Below are 13,489 nucleotides of genomic sequence, written 5' to 3' on the forward strand. Positions count from 1 at the left end.
TTACTCAAGGCAGACAAAAAGAATGAAAGCTTACGCCGTACCCTTCGAAAAATTCGTCAACCTGGCCGACGCCCGTCTGGGCACCAAAATCCTGTCCGTGACCGATGACTGGTTCGCCGACGCCAACCGCCTTTTTCAGCCGACCCCGGCGGTGTGGAAAGAAGGCGTGTTCGACGACAACGGCAAATGGATGGACGGCTGGGAATCGCGCCGCAAGCGTTTCGAAGGTTATGACAGCGCCGTGATCCGTCTGGGCGTAGCCGGTTCGATCAAGGGCGTGGACATCGACACCTCTTATTTCACCGGCAACTACCCGCCATCGGCCTCGCTGGAAGCCTGCTTCCTGGCCTCGGGCGAGCCGGACGAAAACACCGTGTGGACCGAAGTGCTGCCGGCCGTCGAGTTGAAAGGCGACAGCCACCACTACCACGAAATCAGCGACACTCAGGCTTACAGCCATCTGCGCTTCAACATCTACCCGGACGGCGGCGTGGCGCGTCTGCGCGTGTACGGCGTGCCGCATCGTGACTGGTCGGCCGTGGGTGACAACGAGCAAGTGGACCTGGCCGCCGCCCTGAACGGGGGTCGCGCACTGGCCTGCTCCGACGAGCACTTCGGGCGCATGAGCAACATCCTCAACCCGGGCCGTGGCGTAAACATGGGCGATGGTTGGGAAACTGCACGCCGCCGCACCCCTGGCAATGACTGGGTAATCGTAGCGCTGGGCCATGCCGGTGAAGTCGAGCAGATCGTCGTCGATACCCTGCACTTCAAAGGCAACTACCCGGACAGCTGCTCGATCCAGGGCGCGTTCGTCAAAGGCGGCACCGACAGCCAGATCGAAACCCAGAGCCTGTTCTGGCGCGAACTGCTGCCGAGCCAGAAGCTGGAGATGCACGCTGAACACACCTTCGTCGAGCAGATCAAGGCGCTCGGCCCGATTACCCACATCCGCCTGAACGTGTTCCCGGATGGCGGCGTGAGCCGTTTGCGTGTGTTGGGTAAGGTTGCGAAATAACGCAGGCGTGACTGGCCGATGATGAACCCTGTGGGAGCCGGCTTGCTGGCGAAGGCGGTGTGTCATTCAACACATCGGTGTCTGGTAAGGCGCATTCGCCAGCAAGCCGGCTCCCACAGGAAATGTGTCAGACCCCGGATCCGTGATTGGGCCTGACGCACATGAATCTTGAACCTGAGAACAGAAGAACCCGCATGCGCAAACTGATTATCGAGCCGTTGACCAAAGAAGCCTTCGCCCCTTTCGGTGATGTCATCGAAACCGATGGCAGCGATCATTTCATGATCAACAACGGCTCGACCATGCGCTTTCACAAGCTGGCGACCGTCGAAACGGCCATGCCGGACGACAGCGCGATCATCAGCATCTTCCGCGCCGACGCGCAAGACATGCCGCTCACCGTGAGCATGCTGGAACGCCATCCGCTGGGCAGCCAGGCGTTCATTCCGCTGCTCGGCAACCCTTTTCTGGTCGTGGTCGCGCCATTTGGCGATGTACCTGAACCAGAGCTGACCCGTGCCTTCATCACCAATGGCAGGCAGGGTGTTAATTACCATCGCGGCGTCTGGCACCACCCGGTGCTGACGATCGAAAAGCGGGATGACTTCCTGGTGGTTGATCGCAGTGGCAGTGGCCATAACTGCGATGAGCATTTCTTCGAAGAGAGTCAGAAGATGATTCTCGATCCCCACTAATAAGAAGGGCTTATCCCTCCGGCAAGAGGGACAAGCGAACGGTAAAGACTGTGGCTGCACATCTGATGGAATGGCTGAATCTGGGCGTGCGCTGGATTCACATGATCGTCGGGATCGCCTGGATCGGCGCATCCTTTTACTTTGTCTGGCTGGAGAACAACCTCAACCGCGCTAACCCCCGCGACGGCCTGTCCGGTGACTTGTGGGCGATCCACGGTGGCGGTATCTACCACCTGGAAAAATACAAACTGGCGCCGCCCAAGATGCCGGACAACCTGCACTGGTTCAAATGGGAAGCCTACTGGACCTGGATGTCGGGCATCGTGCTGCTGTGCATCGTGTTCTACTCCAACCCGACCCTTTACCTGCTGGCTCCGGGCAGCAGCCTGAGCGGCGCTGAAGGCATCGCCATCGGTGTCGGCGCGCTGATCGCCAGTTGGTTCATTTACGACGTGCTGTGCGATTCGCCCCTGGGCAAACGTCCTGGTCTGCTGGGTCTGGTATTGTTCGTGCTGATCATCGGCGCGTGCTATGGCTTCACTCAGGTGTTCAGCGGTCGCGGTGCCTATCTGCACACCGGCGCGATCATGGGCACGATCATGGTCGGTAACGTGTTCCGCATCATCATGCCTGCCCAGCGCGCGCTGGTGGCAGCCATCGAGCAGAACCGCACGCCAGACCCGACGCTGCCCGCCAAAGGCCTGTTGCGTTCCCGCCACAACAACTACTTCACCCTGCCGGTGCTGTTCATCATGATCAGCAACCACTTCCCGAGCACCTACGGCAGCCAGTACAACTGGCTGATTCTGGCGGGCATCGCGGTGTGTGCAGTGGTGGTGCGTCACTATTTCAACACCCGTCACGACAGCAACAAGTTCGCCTGGGCATTGCCGGTTGGTGCGTTGGGCATGATCTGCCTGGCGTACGTCACAGGTCCTGCGCAACTGAACAACGGCCCTGACGTGGCAAAGATCCAGTACCAGCCGTTGCCAGCGACCGCTATTGGTGGCCATCGCGCTGATGAACCTCAGCCGGAAAAAGCTCCTGCCGCTGCACCTGCCCAGGCCAGCAATGCCGGTGGCGTGGATTTCGGGAAGGTTCACAGCGTGATTCAAGAGCGCTGCGCGGTCTGCCACTCGGCAAAACCAACCAGCCCACTGTTCAGCAGCGCACCGGCCGGGATCATGTTCGACACCCCGCAACAGATCCAGCAACTGGCCCCGCGCATCCAGGCCCAGGCCGTCACTGCGCAGATCATGCCGCTGGGCAACATCACCCAGATGACCCAACAGGAACGTGATCTGTTGGGGCAGTGGATTGATAAAGGGGCGCAGACGAACTGATGTGACGGGGTGTCGCTGATGCCCCTGATGGACCCAACTCCTGTGGGAGCCGGCTTACTGGCGAAAGCGGTGTGTCAGTCGACAACCCTGTGTCAGATAGACCCCATTCGCCAGCAAGCCGGCTCCCACAGGGGACCGCAACAGCTTTACCTGATTCACACGTTTCACCGCCCAGCCGCAACGGGCGTACTCAACAATAAGAACAATGAGGTGTTGCATGTCCGAGTCAACTCACGCGCGCATCCCTGCTGCGCCACCACGACAGCCCCTGCCCTTGATGCAACTGATTCTGGTAGGCCTGCAACACGTCCTGTTGATGTACGGGGGTGCCGTTGCGGTGCCGCTGATCATCGGCCAGGCCGCTGGCCTCTCCCGTGAAGAAATCGCCTTTCTGATCAATGCCGACCTGCTCGTCGCAGGCATCGCCACCGTGGTGCAGTCATTCGGCATCGGCCCGTTGGGCATTCGCATGCCGATCATGATGGGCGCCAGCTTTGCCGCGGTCGGCAGCATGGTCGCCATGGCGGGCATGCCCGGCGTCGGCCTGCCGGGGATCTTCGGTGCGACCATCGCTGCCGGTTTCTTCGGCATGCTGATCGCGCCGTTCATGTCGAAAATCGTGCGTTTTTTCCCACCGCTGGTGACCGGCACTGTCATCACGTCCATCGGCCTGTCACTGTTCCCGGTGGCGGTAAATTGGGCCGGTGGCGGCAGTAAGGCCTCAAGCTTCGGCGACCCGCTGTACCTGGGCGTCGCGGCGCTGGTGCTGCTGACCATCCTTCTGATCAACCGCTTCATGCGCGGCTTCTGGGTCAACATTTCGGTGCTGATTGGCATGGGGCTGGGCTACATTCTGTCGGGCTTCATCGGCATGGTAGACCTGAGCGGTCTGGCGCAGGCCGACTGGGTCAAAGTCGTCACCCCGCTGCATTTCGGCATGCCGACCTTCAGCCTCGCGCCGATCCTCTCGATGTGCCTGGTGGTGGTGATCATCTTTGTCGAGTCCACCGGGATGTTCCTGGCGCTGGGCAAGATTACCGATCGTGAAGTCACGCCAGGCATGCTGCGCCGGGGCCTGCTGTGCGATGCCGCGGCCTCGTTCGTCGCAGGCTTCTTTAACACCTTCACCCATTCCTCGTTCGCCCAGAACATTGGCCTGGTGCAAATGACCGGCGTGCGCTGCCGTTCGGTGACCATGGTCGCCGGTGGCTTTCTGGTGCTGCTGAGCCTGCTGCCGAAAGCAGCGTATCTGGTGGCCTCGATTCCGCCCGCCGTTTTGGGGGGCGCCGCTATCGCGATGTTTGGCATGGTCGCGGCGACAGGCATCAAGATCTTGCAGGAAGCCGATATCTCCGACCGCCGCAACCAATTGCTGGTCGCCGTGAGCACCGGCATGGGCCTGATCCCGGTGGTGCGTCCGGAGTTTTTCAGCCAATTACCCCACTGGATGGGGCCCATCACCCACAGCGGTATCGCCATGGCAACCCTCAGCGCGGTGCTGTTGAACCTGCTGTTCAACGTACTCGGCGGGGCCGAACGCGCGGCCATGGCCGGGCCGCTGCACTCGCATTAATCAACGCTGCCCTGTTTTCGACTCGGGTGCTCTGTCGCAGAGCACTTGAGGGCGACGGCGTGAGTCAGTATCCTCCGCCGCCGCTCGAATTCAGTGCTCGACAACAACCATTCATAATCTGACTGACCGGACAACAAACCGATCAGCGCCTGCGACCTCGAAAAGGCAACGAAAAATTCCGTTATCGGTTGTTTTCACGACAACTGACGAGACTTTTTTGTCTTTTTTCAGGGTCTTGGCGCAGGTCTTGCTGTGCGTAACAAGTTGACCAAATGGACAACTAAATCAGCAAAAAAGAAGACGCCACGACAGAGCGTCAACCACCAGAAACAACGACTTTTAACGAAGGGAGTAAACAAATGAACCGCACGCTTTCCAGCCTTTTGGCCGCAGGTAGTCTGCTGGCCGCCGCCCCGGCAATGTCCGGCGATTTGCTGCAATGGCAGAGCAACAGCCTGACCTACCTCTACGGCAAAAACTTCGCCGTGAACCCGGAAATTCAGCAAACGTTCACCTTCGAACACGCGGACAGCTGGAAATACGGCGACAACTTCCTGTTCGTCGACAACATCTTCTACAACGGCAAGAAAGATGCGGGCGTGGGCAACAACACCCTGTACGGCGAATTCTCTCCTCGCCTGTCGATGGGCAAGATTTTCGACCGCAAGTTTGAACTCGGCCCGATCAAGGACGTGCTGCTGGCAGGCACTTACGAATTCGGCGAAGGTGATGTCGAGTCCACCCTGATCGGCCCGGGCTTCGACCTGGACATTCCCGGCTTTGACTATTTCCAGTTGAACTTCTACAAGCGCTACAACGATGGCCACCGTGCCGGTTACGGCGCCTGGCAGATCACCCCGGTCTGGTCGTACACCATCCCGGTGGGCAAGTCGGACATCCTGATCGACGGTTTCATGGACTGGGTCGTGGACAACAAACAGTCCAACACCAAAGGCGACTACCACTCCAACCTGCACTTCAACCCCCAGATCAAATATGACCTGGGCAAAGCGATGAGTCTGCCGGAGAAGCAACTGTACGTGGGTATCGAGTATGACTACTGGACCAACAAGTACGGGATCAATGACACTCGTTACTTCGATACTGACCAGAACACGGCGAGCCTGTTGGTGAAGGTGTTCTTCTGATCATGAGCGGCGTGGGTATCAACTACCCACGCCGCAAATGCGGCTTTTCAGCGGGTTTCTACAGAGAGATCCTTGCTCACCAGCCTGGCCCCCACAATCGGCATCCCGACGCCGACGACCGCCAGACTCCACAAAAGATATTCCAGCCCGAATAACAAAAACGCTCCGCCCACCATCACGGTCGCCAGACTCGGCACACCCAGCGCGCAGATCAACAACGCATGCGTGCCCAACTTGCGCTTGAGCGACATCTTTGCGTTGAACAAACAGACCAGCCACAAGTACAACCAGGCGACGATGGTCAGTAAATAAAACGCCAAGTGTAATAAATCACCGGACATGCCATATCCATGCATCGGTCTATCTCCTTTTTTATATCTTCGGTCGTGACGTGGCGCTCCGGTCCTTGGAAAGCCGTCGGTCAGTTTACACCCCACGCCCGCGTAATGAATGCCCTTGGTCTGGAACTGTAAGGCGCGGTTGAACGCATCTGTTCTTTCATGGGGTTTTCATGTTCGTACGACCTATTTTTAACACCCGCCCCCCGATCATGCGGCATCGTCAGCCATTGGCTGGCGGGCATTCTTGAAACGCTGTCGACCTTTGCGGGTATTAACAATGAATAAACTTCCACAGATCACGCTTGCGTTCTGGGTCATGAAAATATGCGCCACGACACTGGGCGAAACGGCGGGTGACTTGCTGTCGATGACGCTGGATGTCGGCTATTTGATGAGTTCGCTGATCCTGATCAGCGTGTTCGTCGTCACGCTGATCACGCAACTGGCGTCAAAACGCTATAACCCTGTGCTGTACTGGATCGTGATTTTGTCGACAAGCACCGCAGGCACCACGATGTCGGATTTCATGGACCGTACGCTGGGGTTGGGCTATGCCGCAGGTTCAGCGATTCTGGTGGCCATTCTGTTGGCGATTTTCAGCGTCTGGTACCTGAGCGAAAAATCCTTGTCGGTGACCCGCGTGACCACGCTCAAGGCAGAGTTGTTCTATTGGTTCGCGATTCTGTTTTCCAACACGCTGGGCACCGCATTGGGTGACTTCCTGGCCGACGACTCGGGGCTGGGCTTCATGGGCGGCGCCTCGCTGATCGGCACCGCCATCGCCGTGGTTGCACTGTTGCACTACACCACGCGCCTGTCGTCAGTGGCGCTGTTCTGGATCGCCTTTGTCCTGACACGGCCGTTCGGCGCGACGCTGGGCGACGTGCTGACCAAACCCTACGAAAAAGGCGGCCTGGACTTCGGCACGGTGGGTTCATCGCTGGTACTGCTGAGCATTCTGGTGGTGCTGGTGGGCATGGCGGCGTACTACAACCGCAAGCCAGAAACGGCTTATGGAGAAATCGCAGAGAATTGATCAGCACGCTTCGCCCACCAGCGGGAGTGAGCCAGTTGCCGGTACGCATGCCCACTGTGGGAGCCGGCTTGCTGGCGAACGTGGTGGTGCAGTCACAGATGAATCGCCTGACAGTGCGCATTCGCCAGCAAGCCGACTCCCACAGAGGACTGACGCGTAGTCCGTTAATTGACCTCCCACGGCAATGGTTTGCCCGCCCTGACCCGGGCGTTCAGCGAACGCAGTAGATCCAGCGGATCGGTATCTTTCATGGCATGGCTCTGTTCATCGACCCACGTCATGACCTGCTGCCGGTCCAGGCTCGGCCGGCGATGCAGAATTTCCACCAACTGCCGCTCGCAGTGCTGGGCATAGGCGACCACGCTGGAAAACAAAGGACTGTTCATACTCGCACCTCGTCACCCACTACCCGTTCAGGCCTTGAAAGGAGCCAGATTGTTCCGGCTTGCGCAACCATACCATTGGCGCTCACATGGATTACAGCGCAGCGTCATCAGGCCCCAATCTTGAGCCTGTCAGGAGGCCGGTGCTAACATTCGCCACCGCCGAGCAGGCAAGGACATTCCGCTTTATGAGCAGCATCCGCGAGCGCAACAAAGAACTGATCCTGCGCGCAGCCAGTGAAGAATTCGCCGATAAAGGCTTCGCCGCCAGCAAGACCAGCGACATCGCCGCCAAGGCCGGTGTGCCTAAGCCCAACGTCTATTACTACTTCAAATCCAAGGACAACCTCTATCGCGAGGTGCTGGAAAGCATCATCGAGCCGATCATGCAGGCGTCAACACCCTTCAATCGCGAGGGGGTTCCTGCCGAGGTGTTGAGCGGCTACATCCGCTCGAAGATTCGCATTTCCCGTGACCTGCCCTTCGCGTCCAAGGTGTTCGCCAGCGAAATCATGCACGGCGCGCCGCACCTGACGCCTGAGCAAGTGGCCCAGCTCAACGACCAGGCCCGGCACAACATCGAATGCATTCAGGGCTGGATCGACGACGGTCTGATCGCCCCGCTCGACCCTCATCACCTGATGTTCAGCATCTGGGCAGCGACCCAGACTTACGCAGACTTCGACTGGCAGATTTCCACCGTGACCGGCAAGGCGAAGCTGGACGACGCCGACTACGAAGCCGCCGCCCAAACCATCATCCGCATGGTGCTCAAAGGCTGTGAACCGGAGTGCTGATCAGGCCTTGCCTGCTTGCAGCGCCTTGTCCACGCCGTCGAGCAATTGACCGAAGCTCCACGGCTTGCGGATGAACGTCACGGGGTACTGAACGCCCGAACTCTCCGGTGTTTCGTGACCGGACATGATCAGGATCGGAATCTGAGGCCATTTGTTGCCAGACAGATTCGCCAGATCCGCACCGTTCAACGTGCCAGGCATGAGGATGTCGGTGAGCAGCAATGACACGCGGTCTGCATGATCGTCCAGAAACTTCGCGGCGTCGTCCGCGTTTTCCAGGGCGTAGGTGCTAAACCCTTCATCACCCAGAATTTCACAGACGAAATCACGAATGATCGACTCATCTTCCACCACCAGAATGAGTCCCTTTTGCTGTCCGTTCGCTGCCATTTGCGCTGCACCCACCATAATTCTTCCCATTGCCTGCCCGGTCGGCCCAATCCTGGACTCGGGTTGTTGTCGGTACTGTGAGCGACGCACGCGCCGGAAATTCCATCCGGTCGACAGATTTGTTCTAAAGAATGGGGGGTTGGAGATAAATGCGCCGTAGACACGGCTTGCTGACAACAGCGATTTTGAAGGCCTCGCCACCTGTAGCCGTCCGGCTTGTCGGCAGCAGCGGTGTTGAGGACCTCACCGCAGGCAACCCATGCTGCTACAGCGTACAACGTGGGCGTCCAGGAAATCCGCCACTTTCCTGCAGCCATAAAAAAACCCGCCGAAGCGGGTTTGTGCAAGACCGTCCAACTTCCTGTCGGCCGCCAATGCCTGGCAACGGTCGATCGTCCCTGATCCTGCAGCGGTCCGTTGCTGCAGTTGATGGATCCAATGTACTGCGCCGATGGGATCCAACATAGAGCAAAAATCTCCACTTCGTGTAAGCCTTTCGCCATACCTGTAAAAAATCTGACGTCACTTTTTGGTCACCCCTGAAGAACATATACGATGATTCGGCCTTACCCGACGACTAGCAGTCCAAATAGGGTCTGTGCGCTCAGGTTTGCCTCATCAACGCCGAGATGCTTTATGACAGCGGCGCTTTTATCAACGCTTCGCCGGGGAAGCGATTCGCTGTCGGTGAGCCGGTATCGAAACGGTTCGCGCCATAACAAGAACAATGAACGGAGTGACGGTCATGAATATGCGCAATCTCTCGATCAGTCGGCGTCTGTGGCTGATCCTCATCGTCGCTGTGTTGATGTTGTTCACGCTGGCCGTGGCCATGCTCAAACAAATCCATGACGACCTGTACGACGCCAAAGCCCAGAAGACCATGCATGTGGTTCAGACCGCCAGCGGCCTGCTCGACTACTACCATGGCCTGGAAACCGCCGGAACGTTAACCCGCGAACAGGCCCAACAGCAGGCCATGGATGCCATTCGCGGCCTGCGCTACAACCAGACCGACTACTTCTGGATCAACGATCTGCGCCCGGTGATGATCATGCACCCGGCCAACCCCAAGCTCGTGGGGCAGGACCTCTCGGGGGTGAAGGATCCCGACGGGTTTCAGGTCTTCAATGAAATGGTCACCCTGGCCAAAGCCAAGGGGGCGGGCGTAGTCAATTATCGCTGGCCGAAACCCGGGGCCAGCGATGCCGTGGAGAAGACTTCCTATATTTCGCTGTTCACGCCGTGGGGCTGGATCATCGGTTCTGGCGTGTATGTCGATGACGTACAGGCCGAATTCCGGCAACAAGTGATCAAGGCGCTGTCGATCAGTGCCGGGATTATTCTGGTCATGGCGCTGCTGCTGACCCTGATCGGACGCAGCATCGCCGGGCCACTGAAGGCCACGGTAGAGGCCATGGCCAACATTGCCAGCGGCGAAAGTGACCTGACCCGAAGCCTGCAAACCCAAGGCCGGGACGAGATCACGCAACTGGCGACCCATTTCAACGCCTTCACCGCCAAGTTGCGCCGAGTCATCCATGACCTGCAGTTGTCAGCCACTGAATTGGGGCAGGCTTCCGGGAACATGGGGAACAATGCAGTTCAGGCCCAGGAGCGCAGCCAGCAGCAATCGCTGCAGATGGAGCAAGTCGCAACGGCCGTGAACGAAGTGACCTACGGCGTGCAGGACGTCGCAAAGAACGCCGAACACGCCGCCAGCGAGATGCGTAACGCCGAGTCCCAGGCCCAGCAGGGTCAAGCCAATATCGAGAGCAGCCTGAAGCAGATCGGTCACTTGTCCGGGACCATCGACCAGGCCGTGGACGTGATTCGCACGCTGTCCAGTGAAAGTACGCAGATTGGCGGAGTGCTGGAGGTCATCAGCTCCATCGCCGAACAGACCAACCTGCTGGCGCTGAACGCGGCCATCGAAGCGGCGCGCGCAGGCGATCAGGGCCGCGGCTTCGCCGTGGTGGCAGACGAAGTGCGACTGCTGGCGCAACGCACCCAGAAGTCGACCGCCGAGATTCAAGCGATGATCGAACGCCTGCAATCCCACTCCGACGCTGCCGTGAAAGTGATCGGCGACAGCAGCCGCGCGTCGCAACTGACCATCGAACAGGCCAACCTTGCAGGCCAGAGCCTTACCTCTATCAGCCAGGCGCTGCGCAACCTCAATGGCCTGAACGCTTCGATTGCCAGCGCCACGTTGCAGCAGTCCCACGTGGTCGAGGACATCAACCAGAACGTGACGCAGGCGGCGCAACTGTCACAAAGCACGGCCGTCGCCGCCGAACAATCCAGCGCGGCCAGCGCGCAACTCAAAGGGTTGAGCGAGCAGTTGAACGGGCTGCTGCGACAGTTCCGCGTCTAAGCCCCGCCCTGTTCGGTTGCCCGCCTCAGCGCGGGCAGCCTTCCTGGCGACAGGCCACGAACGCCTTCAACTGCTCGACGCGAACCTTGGTGTGCTCAGCCAGACACTGCGCCTGCTCCATCGGCCAGATGGAACCTGAATCCTCACGTTTGCCAACTTGATACAGGCAGTCAGCATCACGAAAGGCGATCCACTTCTTCTGTGCGTCTTGCAGTGCCTTCTTCTGCGCCGGGCTCTTCAGAAAGGCCATCTGCGCCTTGTATTGCGTGTTCAACGCGGCATCCAGCGCTGCGTACTGTTGACCCGCGCACTGATTCATGGTGGTTTGCGTGTCATCGCACTCGGCGGCCTGAGCCGAGCAACCGATGCCCAGTGTCATGAATATGCCCATTGCCATCATCGCGTAGCGCATTTAAATCTCCCTGTTTCTTGATTGATCGTCCGGGGCGGCTGCCCAGCGGGCGCGCAGCTTAAACGCTTCAGTCACCTGACAGGTCAGGCACAACATTCAGACATAAAAAAACCGGCCACTGTTGCCATGGCCGGCTTTTTTAACTCGCGCCTGTAATCAGTCGAGCATGCCGACGTAACCCGGCTGCTCCTTCACCCGCTCAAGCCAGGCTTGAATCGCCGGGAACTGGCTCAGGTCGAAACCGCCCTGATGGGCGACGTGGGTGTAGGCGTACAGCGCGATGTCGGCGATGGAGAACTGTTCGCCCACCAGAAACGGCGTGCGCACCAACTGCTTTTCCATCACTTTCAGCGCCTTGTAGCCGCGCTTTTGCAGCACGCGGTATTCCTCCAGACGCTCTTCCGGCAGGCCCAGATAAAACTGGATGAAACGTGCCACGGCGATGGTCGGCTCGTGGCTGTACTGCTCGAAAAACTGCCATTGCAACATTTGCGTACGCAGGCGCGGTTCAGTCAGCAGGTACGGCGTGCCTTCGGCGAGAAAATTGAGGATCGCGTTGGACTCCCACAGACAAGTGCCGTCTTCAAGCTCCAGTACGGGGATCTTGCCGTTGGGGTTCTTTTCCAGAAACGCTTCGGTCTCGGTTTCGCCATTGAGAACGTCCACCGGCACCCATTCATAAGCTGCGCCCAGCAGGTTGAGCATCAGCTTGATCTTGTAGCAGTTGCCCGAGTTGTAATCGCCGTAAACCTTGTACATCTGCTGCTCTCCCCTCAATGCCGCTCAGATGGTGCGTGTGCGTAATGTATCAGGCCGCAAGGGCCGCTTGTGCCTGTCGGATGACCGCCGCCAGTCGCTTCAGCCCTTCGTCAAGTCGTGTCGGATCGATGTGGCTGAAATTCAGCCGCAAATAGCCGGGGTTGGCGTCCGGTTCGGTGAAGAAGGGCTCGCCGGGCATGAACGCGACGTTCTGTGCAAGCGCCGTGTTGAGCAGTGTGCGCGTGTCGAGTTTTTCTTTGAGTTCCAGCCAGAAAAACAGGCCGCCCCGAGGACTGTTCCACTCGGCCAAATCGCTGAAATGGCGCTGCAATGCCGCTTCGAACAGATCGCGGCGGGTGCGATAAAAGTCCCGCAGATCCGCCAAATGCCGCTCGTAGCGCTCGCTGCCGATCCACTGCAACGCCTGCCACTGGCCGACTCGATTGGTGTGCAGATCGGCGGCCTGTTTGAGTTTGAGCAGATGCGGGAACAGGTTTTTGGAGGCGATCAGGAAACCCACGCGCAGGCCGGGCATCAACGTTTTCGATACGGTGCCGGTGTAGATCCAACTGGCCTTCTTCAGACGCCCGGCAATCGGTCGAGCGCTGCCACCATCGAAGGTCAGGTCGCGATAGGGTTCGTCTTCGATCAGCGTAACGTTGAACTCGTCCAGCAAGGCCGCCACCGCGACCCGCGCCGTTTCGCTGTAACGCACGGCGGACGGGTTCTGGAATGTCGGAATCAGGTAGGCGAATGAGGGCTTGTGGCGCTCAAGACGCTGGCGCAGAACATCCAGATCCGGTCCGTCAGCGAGCAATGGCACGGTCAGGCAATCGGCGCCGAACAACTGGAAAATCTGCAGGGCAGCCAGATAGGTCGGGCCTTCCAGCAGGATTTCGGTGCCTTTGTCGATGTACAGCTTGGCCGCCAGATCCAGGGTCTGTTGCGAGCCGCTGACGATCATCACCTGACTCGCCTCGCACTCAATGCCCAGCGCTCGGGCCTGTGCTGCCAGCGCCTCGCGCAGTTGAGGCTCGCCTTCACTCATGCCGTATTGGCCGATGCTACGAGGCATTTCTGCCCATTCGCTTTGCGGCAACATCGCTTCGGCGGGCAGGCCACCGGCGAAGGACATCATCTCCGGGCGCTGGGCAGCCGCGAGGATTTCGCGAATCAGGGAACTCTTCAAACGGGTGACGCGTTCGGAAAAAGCCATG

At 59.0% G+C, this 13,489-nt stretch carries 14 protein-coding genes and 1 pseudogene; 9 read left to right on the top strand and 6 right to left on the bottom strand.

The window, feature by feature from the left end; genetic code table 11:
• Nucleotides 1–22: 22 nt before the first annotated feature.
• The 5 genes from alc to ACI2KB_RS01960 all read left to right on the top strand — a co-directional run bounded on the left by alc (nucleotide 23) and on the right by ACI2KB_RS01960 (nucleotide 5,777).
• Nucleotides 23–1,018, top strand: a complete 996-nt coding sequence (gene alc, locus ACI2KB_RS01940; protein ID WP_404630853.1) for an allantoicase — start codon at nucleotides 23–25, stop codon at nucleotides 1,016–1,018.
• Between the two features lie 194 nt (nucleotides 1,019–1,212).
• Nucleotides 1,213–1,713 carry an ureidoglycolate lyase gene (locus ACI2KB_RS01945; RefSeq protein WP_404630855.1) on the top strand — a complete coding sequence of 167 codons (501 nt, stop codon included), beginning with the start codon at nucleotides 1,213–1,215 and terminating at the stop codon, nucleotides 1,711–1,713.
• 50 nt (nucleotides 1,714–1,763) lie between these two features.
• Nucleotides 1,764–3,056 carry a urate hydroxylase PuuD gene (locus tag ACI2KB_RS01950; protein ID WP_404630857.1) on the top strand — a complete coding sequence of 431 codons (1,293 nt, stop codon included), beginning with the start codon at nucleotides 1,764–1,766 and terminating at the stop codon, nucleotides 3,054–3,056.
• A gap of 217 nt (nucleotides 3,057–3,273) precedes the next feature.
• Nucleotides 3,274–4,629, top strand: a complete 1,356-nt coding sequence (locus ACI2KB_RS01955) for a nucleobase:cation symporter-2 family protein (protein WP_404630859.1) — start codon at nucleotides 3,274–3,276, stop codon at nucleotides 4,627–4,629.
• Nucleotides 4,630–4,988: 359 nt separating this feature from the next.
• Nucleotides 4,989–5,777, top strand: a complete 789-nt coding sequence (locus ACI2KB_RS01960; RefSeq protein WP_404630861.1) for an outer membrane protein OmpK — start codon at nucleotides 4,989–4,991, stop codon at nucleotides 5,775–5,777.
• 47 nt (nucleotides 5,778–5,824) lie between these two features.
• Here the strand turns inward: ACI2KB_RS01960 and ACI2KB_RS01965 are convergent, their stop codons facing one another.
• Nucleotides 5,825–6,118, bottom strand: coding sequence for a hypothetical protein (locus ACI2KB_RS01965; RefSeq protein WP_404630863.1), 294 nt, complete (start codon nucleotides 6,116–6,118; stop codon nucleotides 5,825–5,827).
• Nucleotides 6,119–6,395: 277 nt separating this feature from the next.
• On the opposite strand from ACI2KB_RS01965, the gene ACI2KB_RS01970 reads away from it, so the two are divergent.
• Complete coding sequence (locus tag ACI2KB_RS01970; RefSeq protein ID WP_404630865.1) at nucleotides 6,396–7,154, top strand: hypothetical protein; 759 nt, start codon at nucleotides 6,396–6,398, stop codon at nucleotides 7,152–7,154.
• A gap of 164 nt (nucleotides 7,155–7,318) precedes the next feature.
• Here the strand turns inward: ACI2KB_RS01970 and ACI2KB_RS01975 are convergent, their stop codons facing one another.
• Nucleotides 7,319–7,540 (bottom strand): hypothetical protein, encoded by a 222-nt coding sequence (locus tag ACI2KB_RS01975; RefSeq protein ID WP_404630867.1) that lies wholly within the window; start codon nucleotides 7,538–7,540, stop codon nucleotides 7,319–7,321.
• 185 nt (nucleotides 7,541–7,725) lie between these two features.
• On the opposite strand from ACI2KB_RS01975, the gene ACI2KB_RS01980 reads away from it, so the two are divergent.
• On the top strand, nucleotides 7,726–8,334 hold the full coding sequence (locus ACI2KB_RS01980; RefSeq protein WP_404630869.1) for a TetR/AcrR family transcriptional regulator: 609 nt from the start codon (nucleotides 7,726–7,728) through the stop codon (nucleotides 8,332–8,334).
• Here ACI2KB_RS01980 and ACI2KB_RS01985 read toward each other — a convergent pair whose 3' ends face one another.
• Nucleotides 8,335–8,724 carry a response regulator gene (locus ACI2KB_RS01985; protein WP_404630871.1) on the bottom strand — a complete coding sequence of 130 codons (390 nt, stop codon included), beginning with the start codon at nucleotides 8,722–8,724 and terminating at the stop codon, nucleotides 8,335–8,337.
• An 832-nt stretch (nucleotides 8,725–9,556) separates the two neighbouring features.
• Between ACI2KB_RS01985 and ACI2KB_RS01990 the strand changes: the two are divergent.
• Nucleotides 9,557–10,243, top strand: a pseudogene (locus ACI2KB_RS01990) (cache domain-containing protein); the annotation flags it as partial.
• A 123-nt stretch (nucleotides 10,244–10,366) separates the two neighbouring features.
• Complete coding sequence (locus ACI2KB_RS01995; protein WP_404631717.1) at nucleotides 10,367–11,101, top strand: methyl-accepting chemotaxis protein; 735 nt, start codon at nucleotides 10,367–10,369, stop codon at nucleotides 11,099–11,101.
• A gap of 25 nt (nucleotides 11,102–11,126) precedes the next feature.
• Here ACI2KB_RS01995 and ACI2KB_RS02000 read toward each other — a convergent pair whose 3' ends face one another.
• The 3 genes from ACI2KB_RS02000 to ACI2KB_RS02010 form a co-directional block, all read right to left on the bottom strand.
• On the bottom strand, nucleotides 11,127–11,513 hold the full coding sequence (locus tag ACI2KB_RS02000; protein ID WP_404630873.1) for a lysozyme inhibitor LprI family protein: 387 nt from the start codon (nucleotides 11,511–11,513) through the stop codon (nucleotides 11,127–11,129).
• A gap of 156 nt (nucleotides 11,514–11,669) precedes the next feature.
• A complete protein-coding gene (locus ACI2KB_RS02005) occupies nucleotides 11,670–12,272 on the bottom strand; it encodes a glutathione S-transferase family protein (protein ID WP_404630875.1) in 603 nt (200 codons plus the stop codon).
• 49 nt (nucleotides 12,273–12,321) lie between these two features.
• Nucleotides 12,322–13,488 (bottom strand): PLP-dependent aminotransferase family protein, encoded by a 1,167-nt coding sequence (locus tag ACI2KB_RS02010; RefSeq protein WP_404630877.1) that lies wholly within the window; start codon nucleotides 13,486–13,488, stop codon nucleotides 12,322–12,324.
• Between the last annotated feature and the right edge of the window lies 1 nt (nucleotide 13,489).

The organism is Pseudomonas sp. NPDC088444, assembly GCF_044900175.1.
Classification (GTDB): Bacteria; Pseudomonadota; Gammaproteobacteria; order Pseudomonadales; family Pseudomonadaceae; genus Aquipseudomonas.

What these genes read in the sequence shown, in the direction of transcription:
- alc (WP_404630853.1), top strand. Translation starts at nt 23, where the DNA reads ATGAAAGCTTACGCCGTACCCTTCGAAAAATTCGTCAACCTGGCCGAC.
- ACI2KB_RS01945 (WP_404630855.1), top strand. Translation starts at nt 1,213, where the DNA reads ATGCGCAAACTGATTATCGAGCCGTTGACCAAAGAAGCCTTCGCCCCT.
- ACI2KB_RS01955 (WP_404630859.1), top strand. Translation starts at nt 3,274, where the DNA reads ATGTCCGAGTCAACTCACGCGCGCATCCCTGCTGCGCCACCACGACAG.
- ACI2KB_RS01960 (WP_404630861.1), top strand. Translation starts at nt 4,989, where the DNA reads ATGAACCGCACGCTTTCCAGCCTTTTGGCCGCAGGTAGTCTGCTGGCC.
- ACI2KB_RS01965 (WP_404630863.1), bottom strand. Translation starts at nt 6,118, where the DNA reads ATGTCCGGTGATTTATTACACTTGGCGTTTTATTTACTGACCATCGTC.
- ACI2KB_RS01970 (WP_404630865.1), top strand. Translation starts at nt 6,396, where the DNA reads ATGAATAAACTTCCACAGATCACGCTTGCGTTCTGGGTCATGAAAATA.
- ACI2KB_RS01975 (WP_404630867.1), bottom strand. Translation starts at nt 7,540, where the DNA reads ATGAACAGTCCTTTGTTTTCCAGCGTGGTCGCCTATGCCCAGCACTGC.
- ACI2KB_RS01980 (WP_404630869.1), top strand. Translation starts at nt 7,726, where the DNA reads ATGAGCAGCATCCGCGAGCGCAACAAAGAACTGATCCTGCGCGCAGCC.
- ACI2KB_RS01985 (WP_404630871.1), bottom strand. Translation starts at nt 8,724, where the DNA reads ATGGCAGCGAACGGACAGCAAAAGGGACTCATTCTGGTGGTGGAAGAT.
- ACI2KB_RS01995 (WP_404631717.1), top strand. Translation starts at nt 10,367, where the DNA reads ATGGAGCAAGTCGCAACGGCCGTGAACGAAGTGACCTACGGCGTGCAG.
- ACI2KB_RS02000 (WP_404630873.1), bottom strand. Translation starts at nt 11,513, where the DNA reads ATGCGCTACGCGATGATGGCAATGGGCATATTCATGACACTGGGCATC.
- ACI2KB_RS02005 (WP_404630875.1), bottom strand. Translation starts at nt 12,272, where the DNA reads ATGTACAAGGTTTACGGCGATTACAACTCGGGCAACTGCTACAAGATC.
- ACI2KB_RS02010 (WP_404630877.1), bottom strand. Translation starts at nt 13,488, where the DNA reads ATGGCTTTTTCCGAACGCGTCACCCGTTTGAAGAGTTCCCTGATTCGC.